Below are 18,710 nucleotides of genomic sequence, written 5' to 3'. Positions count from 1 at the left end.
CATGACGCGCGCCGGCCGGGTCATCTCGCTCGAGTCCATCATCGTCGACCTCCGCGTCGACGTGCCGGAGCTGCCCCGGATCGGCGGCGACGTCATCGCCTCGGGTTCGCGGGTCCAGGTGGGCGGTGGCTTCAACGTGGTCGCCGCCGCCGCCAGGCAGGGCGTACCCACCGTCTACGCGGGGCGCATCGGCTCGGGCCCCTACGGGCGGCTCGTTGCCGAGGCGCTCACCGGCGAGGGCGTCACGGTTGGCGGGCCCACCGACCCGGACGAGGACTCGGGCTACTGCGTCGCCTTCCACGTCCCCGGCTCGGACCCCACCTATGTGACGGTGCCCGGCGCCGAGGGCAGGCTGCGGCCGGAGGACCTGGCCGGTCTTGGGCCCGGCGCCGGCGACGTGCTGTGCGTCTCGGGGTACGACCTCATGTACGAGGTGAGCGGTCCGACGATCACCGGTTGGCTGGGCGACCACGGCGCCGGTCCCCGCGTCGTCCTCGATCCCGGTCCGCTCGTGCTGGACATACCGACCCCGGCGATGGGGGCCGCCGTCGGCGTGCTCGACGTCCTGACACTGAGCGCTCGCGAGGCGCTGCTCGTTGCGGGCGCGGAACCGTCGGGCGGGGAGCTCCACCACTCGGTGCGCCGACGTCTCGGTCTGCGGGACGCGACCGTGCTCGTGATCCGGGCCGGCGACGAGGGCTGCACTGCGACTGGTGGTGAGCTGAGGGGCCTCGTGCCCGTCCCGGCCGATGTCGTCGATGCCGTCGACGTGACCGGCGCCGGTGACACCCATACCGGTGTGCTCGCCGCACGTCTGGCCGAGGGCTCCGACTTCGGCCGGGCCCTGACGGCGGCCAACGAGGCGGCCGCTCTCTCCGTCACGGTCCGGGGTCCCGCCACCGCCCCCGCCAGGTCGGATATGCGGAATGCTGCTATTGACTGAGACGTCAGGGACATCCCTCATTGCCACCTTGTTTATGATCATGCCGTTGGCATTGGTGGGGTGCCATTCGCTTGAGGGACTCGTAGGAAAATGAGCCATCCTCCTGGGCAGGAGCTTTCCTCCGGCTGGGAGCGGCTCGATGACTGAGCCGGTTCTCCCGCGCTCCGCGTCCGCCCCGCTCAAGCGGATCGCCCACCGGTGCCGGCCAGGGCGCCACGGGGCGCCCTGATCCATCCGGCAACCGAGAGCGGGTCGTGAATGAGTCCTCCACGGCGTCATCCATTCGGCGCAGTCGTCGGTATCGGCGTCGTCGCCCTGTTCGCGGGCTGCATGGGCGGTCAGGCGGGCGGCTCCGCGGCGTCCGAGTCGACCGTGACCGTCTCGTCGGTGACCACGGTGACGGCCACTCAGACCGCGACACCCCGGCAGACTCCCGCGCCGACCGTCACGGTGACCGAGCAGGTGACGGCCACCGTCACTACTCCGGTTCAGTATGCGGATTCCGGCGGCGGCACGGACTCGGAGGCGGGCAGCGGCGGGGGTGCGGCACCGGGCGGTGGCGGGGGCTACGTCTACTACGGCAACTGCGACGCTGCGCGTGCCGCCGGGGCGGCTCCGCTGTACAGCGGCGATCCCGGCTACCGTTCCGCCCTCGACCGCGATGGGGACGGGATCGCATGCGAATGAGCGGTTCCGTTCCGGTGTCCCAGCGGGTAACATTGATCCTCAGCCACCACTGCGGTTCGTTGCGGTGGATGACAACTCAACAGGGGGTGATCGGTTTCGACTGGAGTGGTAGCTCCAGGGGAAGCGGGCCGAGAATCCAGAGTCAACTCGTAAATGTCCTCTGGAACCAATAAGTGCCGATACCAATCGCACTGACTTCGCTCTCGCTGCCTGATCAGCGACCGAAGGGTCAGCCCGGGTGCAGCCTTCCGCCCGGTCCCTGGCCTCATTCAGAAGGCTCGCCCAGTGGTTCGTGTCCGGGGGACCGCTGGGGACTCCTCCCGGACTGGGCCCGGCCGCAACTCGTCGACGTGAGTGCGGGGGCCGAGCAGACCGTCTAGTCGACTGCGCCCGGAGAAGACCTGGTCCGCCTCGTCAGGACGCGGGTTCGATTCCCGCCACCTCCACCAGAAGCGTTGAACATTGTTTCGTGAGGAAATGGGTTTGCGCTTGTCCGCAGATTCGGGGGCGACCGTTGCAAGCGGTCGCCCCCGTCTCGTCTCTGTGAACCTTTGAGAAACCACCGGAGGCGTTTCAAGACTCTGCACGGGTAAATTTCGTGCGGAGTCTTTTTCATGCCTCAAATCGTTCGTCCTGCCCCTCTCCGGGCGTCGATGGGCTCGACTGCATTGAGCGCGCGGCGCGAGATGCCGCGGGCGGGGCAGATGCCAGCGGCATCTCGCTTCGCTCGATGCTTCACGGACTCGTTCGGCAGGTGAGACCCGGTGCTGTGGCCACTGCGGCACAAGGCCGTGCCCTTCATGGATTCAGCGCGTCGTCCGGGACATGATCGGGTCATGCGGGTCGATGCCGCCTCCGAAGAGGCCGCCATCCTGATCGGGCGGAAGAAGCGTACTGAACACCTGTCCGCTTGTGAGGATTGAGGGCCGAGGCGGTCCTGCACGCCCCCGCGGCGTCGACGCAGCCATCCCCGCACCGGACCGCCTCCAGCGCGACGCCCCCAATGCCCGAACCAGTGGACCATCCCGCCCCACGACGGCCGTACCGCCCGGAGAACCCCCGTTCCTCGTCGGGCGGTTCTCGTGCCCGCAGGAGGTTCTGCGAGAAGCGGCCGCGCTTTCGCATGACCTGTGTGCGTCCCAGTTCGCGCGTGGAGTCGTGATCCGCGGGGACGCTGGAGGTGTGAGAGATGTCGCTCTCAGGGGCACGGATCGGGCAGTGGATCAGTTGAGGGCGTCGATGGTGAGTGCCAGCGCATCGGCGGCCGTGCCGGGGACGGTGCCGAGAAGGCGGCGCATGGCGACGGGCCGGTAGGTGTCGGTGGCTGAGGTGATCGTCCAGAGGTCGCCCAGCCAGGGGCGGGGGTCTCGGCGAGTGGAGCCGATGTAGGTTTCCCAGCAGGGGTATCGGCCGCGCTGGGCGGTCCTGTAGGCGTTGCGCTCGTCGACGAAGATCTGCTGGCCGACTGCGACGACGACCCGCCGCCCGGATGCGGCGATGGCGGTCGGACGGAGCTCGCCCTCGCTCATCGGGCTGGTGATTCGCCTGGACACGTGCTGGACGAGCCGGTCGCCGGCCCTCTGACGGCTGTAGAAGCCCACGAAGCCGTGGGATATGGAGATGTGCCATGGTGTGGCCTGACCCAGCCCCGTGGCCGAGAGGGGGCCTGCCGCCCAAGGCGCGAGCGTCGCGGAGGACCACATGCGGTTGCGACCGGCCAGATCCGTCCAGCCGATCTGGCAGCCCATGGCGACGACGATGCCGCTGGAGCTGCCGGTCAGATAGCAGGCGCCGGCCCGGTGGGGACCGGACATCATGCCCGGCCCCCAGGCCGGGGCGATCTCGTACCGGTCGGTGCCGTAGACGTCGAGGGTGCGCGGGTCAGGTCGGACGACGGTGAGTCTGTTCACTGTGCTCCTGTCGGACGTGAGTTGGTTGCGGGCCGTCATGCGCCGTCGGCCAGGCGGACCTGGTGCGGGGCAGGAGACCGTCACCCGGTCCACGTGGCTGCGGACGGGACGCACCAGAAGCCCGCGCCCGGGGCGGCAGGCCCGGGGCGGAGTAGTGGCGGACGAGCGGTTCTGGGACCCAGAGTACCGTCTGACTACGAGTGGAGGTTGTGGCCCGGTGCGCGGCCGGTATCGAGCCGGCAGGCGGATGCAGGAGGATGGATGCCGTGGCGGCCCGCTCCAGCCGCTCCTCGCCTGCCATGCGGCAGTGGAGTGCCACGTGATCGGACCCGACTGCCCAGCCGCGCCCGGCCCCGGACCGCCGCACCGTGCCACACTGGATGTGTGAGCAGTCAGCAGCGCATCGTCGGGGGGGAGCTCCTCGTGAGCACCCACCCCGACGGGGCGGGTTTCTTCGACCAGTCGGTCGTCCTGCTGCTCGAGTCCGACGACGACGGCGTCATCGGCGTCGCGCTCAACAAGCCCTCCCCGATGCCGGTCGCGCAGGTGCTGCCCGACTGGGAGTCCCAGCTCAACCCCCCGCAGGTGCTCTTCGCCGGCGGTCCCGTGCTGCCCAACGGGGCCCTCTGCCTGGCCAAGGTGCTCGATCCCGGCGAGGACCCGCTCGGCTGGCGCCGCATCGTGGGCGACATCGGCGTGCTCCATCTGGACACCCCGGTCGAGCTGGCCGCCGGCGCCTTCTCCGATGTCCGCGTCTTCGCGGGCTACTGCGGCTGGGAGGCCGGGCAGCTGGTCGAGGAGATCCGCCACGGCGCCTGGTTGCGTACGACCCCGCGCGAGGAGGAGATCTTCGGCGCCGATACCGAGGACCTGTGGCGCCGGGTGCTGCGCCGCCTCGGCGGTCAGGCCGCCCTGCTGAGCGCCTTCACCGCGAGCCCCGAACTGAACTGAACCGCTGCCGGTGCCCGTCGGCGCGGCGGTCCCCCGGCCCCTCGCCTGGCCCGTCTCGCAGTTTTCCGGCAGGGCCGTGTCCGGCTGCTCGCGTCTGATCGACTCGGCCCCTTCGCGCGCACCATCAGGGCATGGGGACCGGATGGTTGGCGGAACTGACCGACGCGGGTCTCGACCTGCTGCTGGGCTCCTGCTGCGCGGCGTGCGGGCGGCCCGGAGCCGTACTGTGCGGCGGATGCCGCGAGAAACTCCCGCCCGAGCCGCTCAGGCGCCACGCCCCGCTGCCGGGCCCGGCGCCTCCGCCCCTCTGGTCGGGTGCGCTCTACCGCCCCGTCGCCGGCAGGCTCGTCATCGCCTACAAGGACAGGGGGGCGTGGACGCTGCGCCGTCCGTTGGCCGAACTGGTCGCGCGGGCGGTGCTGGCGGTCCTCGCGGACCGCGGCGAGGCCCCCTCCGGGGCGTTCATCGTCCCCGTGCCCGCGGATCCGCTGCGGGCGCGTGAGCGGGGGATCGACCATGCGGCCTCGCTGGCGAGAGCAGCGGCACGGCGAACCGGATCGCGGTACTGGCCGGCGCTCCTGCGCATCGGAGCGGTGCCCGACCAGGTCGGCCTCGACTCGCATCAGCGCCGGTCGGCCCAGGCCGGCACCATGGCGATGCGCCCGCACGCTCCGCGGGGGGTCCCCCTGCCGGGCGCGCCCGTCGTGGTGCTCGATGACGTGATCACCACCGGCGCCACCATGGCCGAGGCGGTAAGGGTCCTGGAACGGGCGGGCGCGAGGGTGCTCGGCTGCGCATCGGTGGCACAAACTCCCTTGCCGGAGCGATGGAAGAAATAGGGGGAACACAGCCTGTCCACTCCCGCGCCGTGCCGAAAGTGGGTAGCTTATGGGCATGGCACGGCAGACAGCGGCGACCGGTTCCTGACCGCGGACCGCACGCTCCGTGCCATCGCCGTCTCCGGGCCCGTGGCACAGCTGTTCTGGTGTGGTGCGGGCCCGGACGGGCGGGATCGAGTGTCCGCAACCGAAAGGATACTGACATGGATGTCATAGTCACCGGACGTCGCTGCAGCATCAATGACGACACACGGGAAGTGGTCGCCCACCGGCTCGAGGAATCGATCTCCAAGCTGCGTGATCGCGTGATCCGCACGGAGGTCGAGTTCACCGCCCAGGACGCGAAGGGCGATCCGTCCTCCGCGGTCCGGTGCGAGATAACGCTGCGCGCCAAGGGCCCGGTCGTCCGGGCCAGCGGCAGGGCCGAGGACAAGATGCTCGCCTTCGACAAGGCGCTCGACAGGTTGCGTGCTCAACTGCGCCGCGCCGCCGACCGCCGCAAGAACCGCCGTGGCCTGCGCATCCAGGATCTGCCCGTCGCCGAGTCCGCCGCTCCCGCCGCCGAGCCCGGGCCCGGGGTCCGTCAGGTCGCGGGCCTGACCGTCCAGGGCGACGGCCCGCTGGTCGTCCGCGAGAAGACCTTCGAGACGACGCCCCTGACGCTCGCCCAGGCCCTGGACGAGATGGAGCTCGTCGGCCACGACTTCTTCCTCTTCCAGGATGCGGCCACCGGCCAGCCGAGCGTGGTCTACCGGCGCAGGGCGTACAACTACGGCGTCATCCACCTCGAGGTGAAGTGACCCGCCGGCCCGCGGGCCGATGCCGGCCCGGCCCCTCACCGGGGGGCCGGGCCGGCAGCCCTGTTCGGCCCTGATCACCGGCCGTCCCCGCCGATCCCTCGGGTCCCGGGCCGGGCGCGCATAGGATGGCAGGAATGGCTGCGCCTGCGCGCGCGGCTTCACGCACGGACGATAGGAAACCGACTCGTGAGCTTCATGGATCGCCTGCTTCACGCCGGTGAAGGCCGGACCCTCAAGCGGCTGGCGCGCATCGCCGACCAGGTGAACAGCATCGAGGAGGACTATCTCGCCATGGACGACGAGGAGCTGCGCGGCCAGACCGCCGACTTCCGCCGGCGCCTCGACAACGGCGAGTCCCTCGACACGCTTCTGCCCGAGGCCTTCGCCACGGTTCGCGAGGCCACGAACCGCGTGCTCGGCAAGCGCCCCTTCGACGTCCAGATCATGGGCGGCGCGGCGCTGCACCAGGCCAACATCGCCGAGATGAAGACCGGCGAGGGCAAGACGATCGTCGCCCTGGCCCCGAGCTATCTCAACGCCCTCGACGGCAAGGGCGTCCACGTCGTCACCGTCAACGACTACCTGGCCCAGTCCCAGTCCGAGCAGATGGGCCGCGTGCACCACTTCCTCGGCCTGAACACCGGCGTCATCCTGTCCAGTCTCAAACCGGCCCAGCGCCGCAAGGCCTACGGCGCCGACATCACCTACGGCACCAACAACGAGTTCGGCTTCGACTACCTGCGAGACAACATGGCCCTCAAGCTCTCCGACTGCGTCCAGCGGGAGCACAACTTCGCCATCGTCGACGAGGTCGACTCGATCCTCGTCGACGAGGCCCGGACCCCGCTGATCATCTCCGGCCCCGCCGCCGAGAACAAGCGCTGGTACCCCGAGTTCGCGCGTCTGGCCCGCCGCCTGCAGCCCGACGTCGACTACGAGGTCGACGAGAAGAAGCGCACCGTCTCGGTGCTGGCGCACGGCATCTCGATGACCGAGGACGACCTGGGCATCGAGAACCTCTACGAGTCGGTCAACACCCCGCTGATCGGCTACCTCAACAACGCCATCCGCGCCAAGGAGCTCTTCAAGCGCGACCGCGACTACGTCGTCATCGAGGGCCAGGTGCTCATCGTCGACGAGCACACCGGCCGGGTCCTCGAGGGGCGCCGCTACAACGAGGGCCTGCACCAGGCGCTCGAGGCCAAGGAGGACGTGCAGATCAAGGACGAGTACCAGACGCTCGCCACGATCACCCTCCAGAACTACTTCCGCATGTACGACAAGCTCTCGGGCATGACCGGCACGGCCAAGACCGAGGAGGACGAGTTCCAGAAGATCTACGGTCTGGGCGTCATCGTCATCCCGACGAACAAGCCGATGATCCGCACCGACCAGTCCGACCTGATCTACCGCACCGAGAACGCGAAGTTCGACGCCATCATCGAGGACGTCGTGGAGCGCCGCGAGGCCGGTCAGCCGGTTCTCCTCGGCACCGCCTCCGTCGTCAAGTCCGAGGAGCTGTCCCGTCGTCTGCGCAAGGCCGGCGTTCCCCACCAGGTGCTGAACGCCAAGCAGCATGCCAGGGAGGCCGCAGTGGTCGCCCAGGCCGGCCGCAAGGGCGCCGTCACCGTCGCCACGAACATGGCCGGTCGGGGCACCGACATCATGCTCGGCGGCAACCCCGAGTTCATGGCCGACCAGGAGCTGCGCAAGAAGGGCATCGATCCCGTCTCGGATCCCGACACCTACGAGGCCGAGTGGAACAGGGCCCTCAAGGAGTTCGACGGGCAGGTCGCCGACGAGCACGAGGAGGTCGTCGAGGCCGGCGGCCTGTACGTCATCGGTTCCGAGCGCCATGAGTCCCGCCGCATCGACAACCAGCTGCGCGGCCGTTCCGGACGCCAGGGCGACCCGGGCGAGAGCCGGTTCTTCCTCTCCCTCGAGGACGACCTGCTGCGCCTGTTCAAGGCCGACACCGTCGAGCGGGTCATGACCTCGATGAGCCTGCCCGATGACCAGCCCATCGAGATGCGCATGCTGACCAGGTCGATCGAGAGCGCTCAGAAGCAGCTCGAGGGCCAGAACTTCGAGATGCGCAAGAACGTCCTCAAGTACGACGACGTCATGAACCGCCAGCGCCATGTCATCTACGGCGACCGCCGCACGGTGCTCGAGGGCGCGGACGTCGAGGGCATGCTGCGTTCGACCGTCGATCGTGTCGTCGCCGCGACCGTCAAGCTGCACACGCAGGGCTTCGCCGACGAGTGGGATCTCGACGCCCTGTGGAACGACATGAGGCAGCTCTACCCGGTCGGCCTCGACCAGTCCGACTACGAGGACGCGGAGGAGGCCTCCGAGCTCATCGACGACTTCAAGGAGGACGCCCAGAAGGCCTACGACACCCGCGAGTCGAACCTCGGCGAGGACGTCATGCGCGAACTCGAGCGTCAGGTCTGGCTGACCGTGCTCGACCGCAAGTGGCGCGACCACCTGTACGAGATGGACTATCTGCGCGAGGGCATCGGGCTGCGCGCCATGGCCCAGCGCGATCCGCTCGTCGAGTACAAGCGCGAAGGCGCCGACATGTTCGACGCGATGCGCGACGCCTTCGCCGAGGAGGTCGTCGGCTATCTGTTCAACATCGAGGTCGAGAAGCAGGACTCCCCGGCCGTCGGCGAGCGCCGCGACGGCGACGGCAAGGTCGTCGACGCGAAATCACTGCTGTCCGGCCTCGACGGCCCCGGCGGCGATGGGGCCGAGGAGGGGTCCGGGCCCCGTGCCGTCATCAAGGGCCTCGAGGAGCGGGGCCCGAGCAGGATGGCTTACTCCGCCCCCGGCGAGGACGGGGACGTCGAGCGGCGTCGCGGCGGCGATGGCGGTGACGACGAGGAGCCCGATCCCTACGCCAATGTCGGGCGCAACCAGCCGTGCCCGTGCGGCTCCGGTAAGAAGTTCAAGCACTGCCACGGCAGGAACCCGAACGTGCGCTGAGCCTCGACCGGCGGGGATCAGTGCTCGTCGGGATAACCGAGATTGGGCACCCCGATCGTCAGTTCGCGGCAGGCCCAGCCGCCCTCGGTGCGCGTCATCATGAAGGCGGCGCACACCAGGCGGGTGCCGCGGCCCTCACCGGGGCGCCATTCGTAGCAGGCGACGATCTCGGCCGAGTCCACCGATGCGGAGTTGCCGATGTGCATGGAATGCAGGCGGGCGCCGACGAAGGGCCGCTCGGCCTGGATGCGGATGAGCTCGGTGATGGTCCTCGAACAGCTCAGAGGCAGGAGCTGGGCGGCGGGGCGCTGACCGGCCAGGACCTCGGCGAGCGCCAGGGCGAAGCGGGACGCGGCCTCGGCGCTGGCCCTGGCGGAGGGATCCGCACACGGATCCGTACGGGGGCGCGGGGAGAACTCACTGATCGACAGCGCACCCTCATCGGAGCGCCGGACGGTGCAATGATCATCGGCCGTTGGGGTGGGGGCAGCCATGGCCCAAGCCTGCCTGATCGGCGGGACATCGCGCCAGTGTCTCACCGATTGTGGAAAACTTCGGGACGAGGGGAGGCACATATGAGTGATCGGCGCCGAGAAGCCCGCCGGATCGTCCTCGTGCCCGTCGACGAGTCCCGGGCGCGCCGGCTGGCCGTGCGGCACCAACCACTGCCGGGCCCGGTGCCCGTCTTCGTCGCCGACCAGGCCCTGTGCCGCACCTTCGGGGTCGAGCCCGACAGCGAAGAGGCCGAGCTCGCGACCCTGCAGGTGGCCTCCGTCAGCGCGCTGTCGCTCACCGGGCGCCGGCTCGTCCTGTCGGCCCAGCTGCCGGCGTCCCTGCTCGGCCGGCCCGTCGACGACGCCGAAACGGCCAATGGCGCCGCCTCGCTCGGTCAGCTCGCGCCCCGCCAGGTCGAGGCGTTCTTCGCCGACGACGACCGAGTCGATGCCGGCCCGGCCGCGGCAGCCGCCGCCGGACTGGGCATCGACGAGGCCTGGGGCCGGGCCGCCGTGCAGGACCTGCTCGGCGAGCCTCTCCTGTGGCACGACATCAGCGAGCTCGCCGACTGGATCGACCGGCACGCGACGGACCGGGGCTGACCGGGGCCGGCCGGATGCGGGCACGACGCGCGCCCGGACCGGGGACCACGGCCTCGCGCTCGCCGCCCCCGCGAGCAGGCAGCAGGTCCTCCGGGCATGCCCCGAAGCTGCCGGCCCGCTGAGGGAGCGAACGGCACGGGCGGCGCCCGGTCAGCCCTGATGCTCGGCGAGCCAGGCGTCACCGGTGCTCTTCTGGAGTTCGAGCGCCGCGCGGATGCGCGGCTCGGCCATCTTCTCGACCTTCTTCCCTATGAAGGGGATCGTCACCGAGACGGCCAGGGAATACTCGACGATCGTGCCGGCACCGCCGGGCCGCAGCTCGGCCCGCGCGGAGATCTGCGCCGGAACCTTGAGCCTGGCGACCTCGGCGACGCCCCTCCAGCCCTCGCCATCGCGCTCCCACAGGATACGGGCGTCGGCTTTGATCGTCTCGCCCACCATGGCCCGGATCTGCTCCGGGGCCTTCGCCTGGGCGCTCAGTGAACTGACGTCGCCCTGGTTCTCGACCGAGACGGCGATGCCGGAGGCCCGGCCGAGGCTCGAAAGGTATTCGGGGCAGGTGAACATGGCGTGCACGGCGTCGGGGGATGCCGCGTACTCGTGACGAACATTCAAATCCATGCCACCATTGTGCCGGTTGTGCCGGGCCCCCGCCCCGGACGGAGCCCGGCGTGGTCGCGGCGCTGCCGCCCGCTACGAGCGGGGCAGAATAGTGACCATGCGAATAGATTTGCACACCCACTCCAACGTCTCCGACGGCACCGACAGCCCGACGGTGCTGGTGCGCAAGGCCCAGCGCAACGGCGTTGCGGTCGTGGCGCTGTGCGATCATGACTGCTTCGACGGGCTTCCCGAGGCGGAGGAGGCCGGCCGCAGGTTCGGTGTCGCGGTGCTGCCCGGCATCGAGATCAGCACCCACAGCGGTGACGCTCAGATCCACCTGCTCGGTTACGGCTGCGATCCGTGGGCCGAGCCGCTGCGCGGGGAACTGTCGCGCATGCGGGCCTCGCGTGCCACGCGCGTCGGCGATACGCTGGGGAAGCTGGAGGCCCTGGGCATGCACCTGACCGAGTCCGACGTCCTCGAACAGGCCGGTGCCGCCACTACGATCGGCCGCCCGCACATCGCCGACGCGCTCGTCGTCAAGGGCTACGTCGCCGATCGCGACGAGGCCTTCGCGGCGTATCTGTACAACGGCGGGCCCGCCTACGTCGAGCGCGAGACGCTCGACCTGGGTCGTGCGATCGATCTGGTCCACCAGGCCCGTGGCGTGGCGGTCATGGCCCATCCGTGGATCCGCGGCAACAGCGAGGCGGTCGCTCCCGAGCTCATCGCCCGGATGGTGCGCGAGCACGGACTGGACGGCATCGAGGTCGACCACCCCGACCAGGATCAGGAGACCCGCCGCATGCTCTTCGACCTGGGCGGCCGCCTCGGCCTGGTCCGTACCGGCTCGTCGGACTACCACGGCAGGGGCAAGACCGGTCACGAGATCGGCTGCGAGACGACCCGCCCGTCGGCCCTGCACGAGGTCACCGAGCGCATCGCCGCCCGCGGCGGCGACCTGGGCACCGTCGAGCAGATCCTCAACCGCCTCTGAGCCCGTCTCGCGCCCACCGGCCGGTCGGCGCCGGGGCCCGGGACCGGAGCGGGTAGACTCCCAGTCATGCAGTTGAGCCCGGATCCCTTCGCGCCGCGCACACGGTGCTGGTGGCGCCGCTGACGCGGCCAGCTCACTCTCCCCTCACGCACACGGCCGCCCGAGGCGGTCCTTCGTCATGCTCGGCGGTCGCCAGGGCCCTGGGAAAGGACACCATGTCGGAAGCAACCAAGAGCGGGGCGGACACGGTCGCCGACTCGATGTCCGACGGGTCGCTGCGCGCCAGCCAGAGGCGCAGCGACGCCATCGAGGCGGACATCCCGAAGAATCCGCAACGCTACCGCCTGCTGACCGGCGACCGCCCAACCGGCAGGCTGCACATCGGTCACTACTTCGGTTCCATCGCCAATCGCGTACGCCTGCAGAACGCCGGCGTCTCCGCAATGCTCGTCATCGCCGACTACCAGGTGATCTACGACCGCGACGACGTCGGCGCCATCCGGGAGAACGTCTTCAGCGGTATCGCCGACTACCTGGCCAGCGGCATCGACCCGGTCAGGACGACGATCTTCACCCACTCGGCCGTCCCCGCCCTCAACCAGCTGCTGCTGCCCTTCCTGAGCCTGGTCACCGAGTCCGAGCTGCGCCGCAATCCCACCGTCAAGGACGAGATGGAGCACGCCGGCGGTCGCGCCATGAGCGGCCTCATGCTCACCTTCCCCGTTCACCAGGCCGCCGACATCCTGTTCTGCAAGGCCAACCTGGTCCCGGTCGGCAAGGACCAGCTGCCGCACATCGAGATCACCCGGCTCATCGCCCGCCGCTTCGACGAGCGTTACGGCCGCGCAGCGCCCCAGTCGCCCGTCTTCCCGCAGGCCGACGCCCTGCTCAGCGCATCGTCGGCCATCCTGGGCCTGGACGGCGGGAAGATGAGCAAGTCGCGTCGCAACACCATCGAGATCGGCATGAGCGCCGACGAGACGGCCGCGCTCATCAAGAAGGCCAAGACCGACTCGGATCGCCGCATCACCTTCGACCCCGAGAGCCGTCCCGAGGTCTCCAACCTCGTGCTGCTCACCTCACTGGCCACCGGCCAGACCCCGCAGGACGTGGCCGAGCGCATCGGCGACGGCGGTGGTGGCGGCCTGAAGAGGGCCTGCACCGAGGCCCTCAACGACTACTTCGCACCGATCCGCGCCCGCCGAGCCGAGCTGGTCGCCGATCCCGGCTACCTGCGCGACGTGCTGCATGCCGGCAACCAGCGCGCCAACGAGGTGGCTGGCGCCACGCTCGGGGAGGTACGCGCCGCGATGGGGATGGACTACTGATTCCAGGCTCCGGCCCGGACGGTGAGTGGCCTTCCGGGCGCCGGGCCGGAGCACCGGAGCCGGGTCAGTCCCTGCCGGTCTTCTTCTTGCCGCCCTTGCCGGCCGCCCCGTCGACCGGATTGCCGTTGCGAGTGCGGCGGCGCTTGCGGCGCGGGCGGTCGGAGCGGTCCTTGTTCCTGGACTTGCCGTCGTCCTTCTTGCCGTGTTTGTCGCCGTGGCGCTTCTCGTGGCCGTGCCCGCTCCTGCCCTGGCGGCGACCGTCGTGACGCCCGTCCTCGGCGGCGCGCTCGGCGCGGTGCCTGCGCTCGACCTCGGCGCGCGACTCGGCGCCGGGCAGGCGGCCCTTGGCGCCGGCCGGGATGTCGAGGTCGGTGAAAAGGTTCTCACTGGTCGAATAGGTCTCGACCGGCTCGTGGAGATCCAGGTCGAGGGCTTTGTTGATGACCTTCCAGCGGGTGACGTCCTGCCAGTCGACGAGCGTCACGGCGATGCCCTCGTGACCGGCCCGACCGGTGCGGCCGATCCGGTGCACGTACTGCTCGGGGCTGTCGGGCACCTCGTAGTTGACGACGTGCGTGACGTCGTCGACATCGATGCCGCGGGCGGCCACATCGGTGCAGACCAGGACGGTGATCCTGTTCTCGCGGAAGCGCTTCATCGTCTTCTCCCGCTGGGCCTGGTTCAGGTCGCCGTGCAGACCGGCGGCATCGAAACCGCGCTCGCGCAGGTCATCGCACAGGCGCTGGGCGGCGCGCTTGGTGCGGGTGAAGATCATCATCTTGCGCATGCCCCTGGCCTGGAGGGCCTTCGCGATGATCTCGGGCTTGTCGAGGTCGTGGGCCTGGTAGACGAACTGGGTCGTCTGCGGCACGGTCATCTGCGCGCTCTGGCTCTCGGCGCGGATGTGCACCGGTTGGTTCAGACGGCTGCGGGCCAGCGACATGATGACGGCCGGCATGGTGGCGCTGAACATCAGCGTCTGGCGGCTGGACGGTACGCGATCGAGCAGGGCCTCGACATCGGGCAGGAAGCCCAGGTCGAGCATTTCGTCGGCCTCGTCGAGAACGGCGATGCCCACCCTCGACAGGTCGAGTTCGTGGCGGTGCACGAGGTCGAGCAGACGGCCGGGGGTGCCGACGACGACGTCGACGCCCCCGGCCAGCGCGTCGAGCTGGCCCTCGTAGCCGACACCGCCGTATATGGTGACGATGCGGGCGCCGCGTCTGGCAGCGGCGGTGGCCAGGTCGTCGCCGACCTGCATGGCCAACTCGCGTGTCGGGGTCATGACGAGGGCCTGCGGCTTGCCGTAGTCCTCCAGGTCGTCGAAGCCCTCGTCGCCCGGAAGGACGATGCGCTGCAGGATCGGGATGCCGAAGGCAAGGGTCTTGCCGGTGCCGGTACGGGCCTGGCCGATCATGTCGGCGCCGTCCAGGGCGATCGGGATGGCCATCTCCTGAATGGTGAAGGGATGCTCGATGCCCTTGTCGGCAAGGGCATCGATGATCGGGGAGGCCACGCCCAGATCGGCGAAGGCGGCCTTCTTCTCGGCGGCCGTGGGATCAGTGGTCGGAAGGGTCATGTACTGGTTCTCCGCCCCCGCGTCAGGCGGAGGACAAGCTGTGGTGGTCTGTGCGAGCGCGCCGCGGAGGAGCCGGGTGGACGAAAGCTCGCCGCGCGTGCCCGGAGCGCGCCTGATGGCGTGCGGTACAGCACCACCGGGACGGGTCGTGCACGGGGCGCACGGGTGTGCGCCGTCACAAGTCTACCCGCTGACGGTGTTCCGGGCGGTCCGATCGGGCCGGGGACCGCTAGTCTGGGTCCTGTGAGCATCAACCCGGACAACCAGCAGAACGTCGCGGAGCACCGTTCCGGCGAGGGCCGCGCGCCGGCCCCCATCGAGCTGCCCGCCGGCGGCGCCCAGCTCCTCGGTTTCACCGCCCAGGCGGATCTCGTCGACTTCGAGATGCTCACGGCCTCGGCGCCCATGGCCCCGACGCTGTCCCAGCGCATCGACGTGGCGACGCTTGCGGCCGACCAGTTCGGGCGATTCGAGCGCATCGGCGAGCAGATCGCCGCGCAGAACCTGGTACTCACCGAGGTCCTGCGGCCTTACCGCGAGGCCCTCGACGCCTTCGCCCGCGCCACCAGGGCGCGCGACTGGGCCGCCTGCGCGCTACGGGCGCTGCTCGTCAACGGGCTGCGCGCCGACTTCATCGCCGCCATCCGCGACCGGTTGGACGGCAGGCTCGCCGCGCTGATCGAGCCCGGCCCCGGCGCATGGCGCATCAGCGACTTCGTCGGGCGCGCCCTGTCGGAGGCCCTCGACGCCGATCCGGCGTCAGCCGGCGCCCTGGCACTGTACGGCCGCCGCTTCGCGGCCGAGGCCATCGGCCAGATCCAGCGCCTCGTGGCCCGCGAGGTCGAACTCACCTCCCTGGTCGCTCACGCGGCCGTCGGGAACGGCGCCGTCACCTCGGCCGGCGACGAGCTGGGGGTCGTCAGTGAACTCCTCGAAAGGCTCATGGCCGGGCACGCCAAGCGCCTCGCCCGCCTCGGGCTCGGCAGCTGAGTGAGGCCCGGCGCCGGGTTCAGACCGCGCCGAAGCCGACCTGGCGGGCGTGTTCCTGACCGAACTCGACGTAGGCGATGCGCGAAGCGGGGACGACGACCTGGCGTCCCCTCGCATCGGCTACGGTGAGCAGCCCGTTCTCCTCCGTCAGGGCGGCGTTGAGGGCCGCGATGACGTCCTCACGGGACTGGTCGGTCTCGATGGACAGTTCGCGGGTGATGTTCTCGATGCCGATCTTGATATCCACGCCTCAACGGTACCCGGCGCTCACCGGGGGGCGAGGGGCGCCGGGGCGGCTCAGAGGGGGAGCTCGGGCTGGGGAGGGGTGTCGTAAAGATCGGGGGATCCCTCGAGGGCCCGGTCGTCCGCGGTGACGGCACTGGCCGGCGCACGGCTCAGCGAGGGGTCCGCGGGCTGCTCGGACGCGGGCCCGAGGGGCGCCTGCTCGGCCGGGGCCGGCGCCGTGAGCAGATCGGTCCTGTCGATGTGGATGAGGCCGACGCTGATGTTGTCGTGGCCACCTCGCTCATTGGCCCAGTCGACGAGCGCGACGGACAGCTTCTCGGCACTGGCATCGGCGTCGACCGGCAGACGGTCGAAGACGCCGCGGAGCTCGTCGGCGCCGGAGGCGTAATTCCACAGGCCGTCGGTGCAGACCATCAACCAGCCCGGCTCCGCGACCCGGAAGGCGGCGGTTGTCGGGTCGAGACCCGGAGTGCTGGGGCCGAGCCACTTGGTGATGGCGTGCGCCTGAGCGCTCGCCTCGGCGATCTCGCGGGGCGTGCCGAGCGCAATGCTCAACTGGGCCATCGAGTCATCGGTGGTCAGGATCATGTTGGTGCCATTGTCGCCGAACCAGTAGGCGCGCGAGTCGCCGACATTGGCGACGATCACCAGGCCGCGGTGGAAGAGCGCCAGGACCAGCGTGCAGGCGTAACCGTCGGGGTCGTCGCCCGCCCGCGCGACGATCTCGTCCTGCGCGGTGAGGCAGGCCATGCGCATGGCCAGGCACAGGTCGTCGGGATCGCTGACGGCCGGGTGGCGCGTGAGCGCGCTGATCAGGGAATCGGTCGCCGCGTCGACGGCGATCTGGCTGGCCAGTTCGGAATGGGCAGAGGTGGAGACGCCGTCGGAGACGGCCGCGATCGCGCTGTGATGGGCGGCGGTGTTGGTGGCCGCGATGGCCAGCGCATCCTGGTTGGGGGGCTTCTTGGCGCCGACGTTCGACGCGCCCCCGGCCCACGCCACGGGGCCACGACGCAGATCGTCGCGCCCTGCGGCTCGTGGGTCGGTGGTCATTCGGCTTCCCTGATCGGCATGTGCACTCCAGTCCATCACCCGCAGCACTCCAACGGGAAATCACCGCACCGCATCAGTCGGGGTGCGCATCCGGGCGGTCCTGCTCGAAATGAACCTTCAGCATCCTATGCGAGAGCGGAGGCGACCTGCCACGGGCAGGACGAAGAGACCCCGCTCGGCGGGGCGGCAGGCCTCCCCGCCGCCGAATCCGAGTGGACCGATGCTGCTCAGCCGAGCGGCTTGACGTGCTCGGCCTGCTGGCCCTTCGGGCCCTGGGCGACGTCGAACTCGACCCTCTGGCCCTCGTCGAGAGAGCGGAAACCGCTGGTCTCTATGGCCGAGTAGTGGACGAAAACATCGTCGCTCGAACCGTCCACGGCGATGAAGCCGTACCCCTTCTCCGCATTGAACCACTTCACGATTCCGGTGGCCACGTGAACTCCCTATCGTTTGCTCTCGGACCTCTGTCGACGGCCCGCTGCTCGTTTCACACACCGTTTCCAATGAGATCAGCCGAAGTGGTTCCGGCTCGAACAGTACCCCCATCCTTCCACACACCAGGGCCCCGGGGAAAGGACGATGCTCTGAAAAGTCGTTGTCATGGCCGTGATGTCGACATTTGCGAGGCGTCTGTGCGCCGGCCCGCGGGGGAACTGTCGGTGGCTCGTGCTTGCATTGAGGGCATGCCGGAGCAGCAGATGGATCGGTGCCAGCTGGCCTTCCTCGAGGCCGCCTCGCGGCCGCACGCCGCCGTCCTGGCGGCGGGCGGCCCGGGCACCGGCAAGAGCACCGCTCTGGTCCGCTCCGTCATCGCCGCGGTCGAGTCCGGCACCGGACTCGACCGGCTAGCCCTGCGCCCCAGGTCGCGGGCGGCCCCGCCCCCTCTTCGCGCCGAGACCAACGCGCCGGGAGGGCGCACCCCCCCGGCGCCCGGCATGACCACCGTGCCGGGCTGGTGCCTCGCCCTGCAGTCGGCCTACGGGCCGCGCGGCGGCACCGGCGAGATCCCCCGTGTCCTGACCGGTCCCGAGCAGGAGATGCAGGTGCGCGAGCTGCTCGTCGGCGAGGGCGCCGGACTGTGGCCCGTCGATGTCCGCCCGGCCCTGCGCACGCACGCCTTCACACAAGAGGTCCGCACCGGCATCGCCCGTGCGCGCCAGTACGGCCTAGACCCGGGCGATCTCATCGCGCTGGGCGAGCGCACCGGCCGCCCGCAGTGGGTCGGACTCGGCCATTTCTTCGAGAAGTACCTCGACGTCCTCGATGGCCAGGGTGTCTGGGACTACGCCGAGCTCGTTCACCGCACACGGCTCCTGCTGCTCGACGAGGAGGTCGCGGCCGAGGTCTCCTCGCATCTGCGGGGCGTCTACGTCGACGAGTTCGCCGAGCTCGACCGGTCCCAGATCGGGTTGCTCGCGCAGGTGCACGAGCTGGGCGTCCCCCTGGTCGCCGCGGCAGATCCCAGCACTCGTGTCTTCGCCTTCCGCGGCGCCGACCCGCGGGCCGTCCCCGATTTCCCGCAACGCTTCGCCGCGCCGGGCGCGGAGGAGCCCCGGATCGTCCGGTTCGAGTGCAATCACCGCAACGGCCCGGGCCTGCTGGAGGCGGTCAACGGCGTGCTCGCGCGCAACCCCGCGGAGGCGCCGCTCGGCCGCCCGGTCGTGCCCGGCCCTGACCGGCCAGGCGGGCCGGGCAC

18 protein-coding genes and 1 other RNA gene are annotated in these 18,710 nt (G+C 70.2%); 12 read left to right on the top strand and 7 right to left on the bottom strand.

The window, feature by feature from the left end; all coding sequences use genetic code 11:
• Position 1: 1 nt before the first annotated feature.
• The 3 genes from R2N01_RS03570 (at position 2) to ssrA (ending at position 2,079) form a co-directional block, all read left to right on the top strand.
• On the top strand, positions 2-943 hold the full coding sequence (locus tag R2N01_RS03570) for a PfkB family carbohydrate kinase (RefSeq protein WP_316668536.1): 942 nt from the start codon (positions 2-4) through the stop codon (positions 941-943).
• 258 nt (positions 944-1,201) lie between these two features.
• A complete protein-coding gene (locus tag R2N01_RS03565; protein WP_316668535.1) occupies positions 1,202-1,630 on the top strand; it encodes an excalibur calcium-binding domain-containing protein in 429 nt (142 codons plus the stop codon).
• Positions 1,631-1,712: 82 nt separating this feature from the next.
• Positions 1,713-2,079: a transfer-messenger RNA gene (ssrA, locus tag R2N01_RS03560) on the top strand.
• Between the two features lie 774 nt (positions 2,080-2,853).
• On the opposite strand, the gene R2N01_RS03555 is transcribed toward ssrA, so the two are convergent.
• Entirely contained in the window at positions 2,854-3,540 is a 687-nt protein-coding gene (locus tag R2N01_RS03555) for a hypothetical protein (protein WP_316668534.1), read from the bottom strand.
• 384 nt (positions 3,541-3,924) lie between these two features.
• Here R2N01_RS03555 and R2N01_RS03550 point away from each other — a divergent pair, with 384 nt between their 5' ends.
• From R2N01_RS03550 to secA, 4 genes are all read left to right on the top strand, one after another.
• The gene (locus tag R2N01_RS03550) at positions 3,925-4,491 is read left to right on the top strand and encodes a YqgE/AlgH family protein (protein WP_316668532.1); all 567 of its coding nucleotides are present in this window, start codon (positions 3,925-3,927) and stop codon (positions 4,489-4,491) included.
• Between the two features lie 131 nt (positions 4,492-4,622).
• Positions 4,623-5,330 carry a phosphoribosyltransferase family protein gene (locus R2N01_RS03545; RefSeq protein ID WP_316668530.1) on the top strand — a complete coding sequence of 236 codons (708 nt, stop codon included), beginning with the start codon at positions 4,623-4,625 and terminating at the stop codon, positions 5,328-5,330.
• A 203-nt stretch (positions 5,331-5,533) separates the two neighbouring features.
• Entirely contained in the window at positions 5,534-6,130 is a 597-nt protein-coding gene (hpf, locus tag R2N01_RS03540; protein ID WP_316668528.1) for a ribosome hibernation-promoting factor, HPF/YfiA family, read from the top strand.
• Positions 6,131-6,325: 195 nt separating this feature from the next.
• Entirely contained in the window at positions 6,326-9,121 is a 2,796-nt protein-coding gene (gene secA / locus R2N01_RS03535) for a preprotein translocase subunit SecA (protein WP_316668574.1), read from the top strand.
• Between the two features lie 17 nt (positions 9,122-9,138).
• Here secA and R2N01_RS03530 read toward each other — a convergent pair whose 3' ends face one another.
• Positions 9,139-9,615, bottom strand: a complete 477-nt coding sequence (locus tag R2N01_RS03530) for an Rv3235 family protein (RefSeq protein WP_316668526.1) — start codon at positions 9,613-9,615, stop codon at positions 9,139-9,141.
• A gap of 81 nt (positions 9,616-9,696) precedes the next feature.
• Here R2N01_RS03530 and R2N01_RS03525 point away from each other — a divergent pair, with 81 nt between their 5' ends.
• The gene (locus R2N01_RS03525; protein ID WP_316668524.1) at positions 9,697-10,218 is read left to right on the top strand and encodes a DUF6912 family protein; all 522 of its coding nucleotides are present in this window, start codon (positions 9,697-9,699) and stop codon (positions 10,216-10,218) included.
• Positions 10,219-10,368: 150 nt separating this feature from the next.
• Here the strand turns inward: R2N01_RS03525 and R2N01_RS03520 are convergent, their stop codons facing one another.
• Positions 10,369-10,839 carry a DUF2505 domain-containing protein gene (locus R2N01_RS03520; protein WP_316668523.1) on the bottom strand — a complete coding sequence of 157 codons (471 nt, stop codon included), beginning with the start codon at positions 10,837-10,839 and terminating at the stop codon, positions 10,369-10,371.
• Between the two features lie 97 nt (positions 10,840-10,936).
• On the opposite strand from R2N01_RS03520, the gene R2N01_RS03515 reads away from it, so the two are divergent.
• Both R2N01_RS03515 and trpS read left to right on the top strand, forming a co-directional pair.
• Positions 10,937-11,818, top strand: coding sequence for a PHP domain-containing protein (locus R2N01_RS03515; protein WP_316668521.1), 882 nt, complete (start codon positions 10,937-10,939; stop codon positions 11,816-11,818).
• A 215-nt stretch (positions 11,819-12,033) separates the two neighbouring features.
• Entirely contained in the window at positions 12,034-13,146 is a 1,113-nt protein-coding gene (gene trpS, locus R2N01_RS03510) for a tryptophan--tRNA ligase (RefSeq protein WP_316668519.1), read from the top strand.
• 64 nt (positions 13,147-13,210) lie between these two features.
• On the opposite strand, the gene R2N01_RS03505 is transcribed toward trpS, so the two are convergent.
• The gene (locus R2N01_RS03505) at positions 13,211-14,725 is read right to left on the bottom strand and encodes a DEAD/DEAH box helicase (RefSeq protein ID WP_316668517.1); all 1,515 of its coding nucleotides are present in this window, start codon (positions 14,723-14,725) and stop codon (positions 13,211-13,213) included.
• Positions 14,726-14,968: 243 nt separating this feature from the next.
• Here R2N01_RS03505 and R2N01_RS03500 point away from each other — a divergent pair, with 243 nt between their 5' ends.
• Positions 14,969-15,715 (top strand): ferritin-like fold-containing protein, encoded by a 747-nt coding sequence (locus R2N01_RS03500; protein ID WP_316668515.1) that lies wholly within the window; start codon positions 14,969-14,971, stop codon positions 15,713-15,715.
• 19 nt (positions 15,716-15,734) lie between these two features.
• Here R2N01_RS03500 and R2N01_RS03495 read toward each other — a convergent pair whose 3' ends face one another.
• The 3 genes from R2N01_RS03495 to R2N01_RS03485 all read right to left on the bottom strand — a co-directional run bounded on the left by R2N01_RS03495 (position 15,735) and on the right by R2N01_RS03485 (position 17,448).
• Positions 15,735-15,962: a DUF3107 domain-containing protein gene (locus R2N01_RS03495; RefSeq protein ID WP_316668514.1), complete on the bottom strand. Its 228-nt coding sequence runs from the start codon at positions 15,960-15,962 to the stop codon at positions 15,735-15,737.
• A 50-nt stretch (positions 15,963-16,012) separates the two neighbouring features.
• Positions 16,013-17,014, bottom strand: coding sequence for a PP2C family serine/threonine-protein phosphatase (locus tag R2N01_RS03490; protein WP_316668512.1), 1,002 nt, complete (start codon positions 17,012-17,014; stop codon positions 16,013-16,015).
• A gap of 227 nt (positions 17,015-17,241) precedes the next feature.
• Positions 17,242-17,448 (bottom strand): cold-shock protein, encoded by a 207-nt coding sequence (locus R2N01_RS03485; RefSeq protein WP_316668510.1) that lies wholly within the window; start codon positions 17,446-17,448, stop codon positions 17,242-17,244.
• Between the two features lie 249 nt (positions 17,449-17,697).
• Between R2N01_RS03485 and R2N01_RS03480 the strand changes: the two genes are divergently transcribed.
• The coding region (locus R2N01_RS03480) for a UvrD-helicase domain-containing protein (RefSeq protein WP_316668507.1) at positions 17,698-18,710 on the top strand (1,013 nt) is incomplete at its 3' end.

The sequence above is a fragment of the uncultured Propionibacterium sp. genome (genome assembly GCF_963539965.1).
Classification (GTDB): domain Bacteria; phylum Actinomycetota; class Actinomycetes; order Propionibacteriales; family Propionibacteriaceae; genus Propionibacterium.
This window is presented reverse-complemented; position numbering and strand designations above follow the sequence as displayed.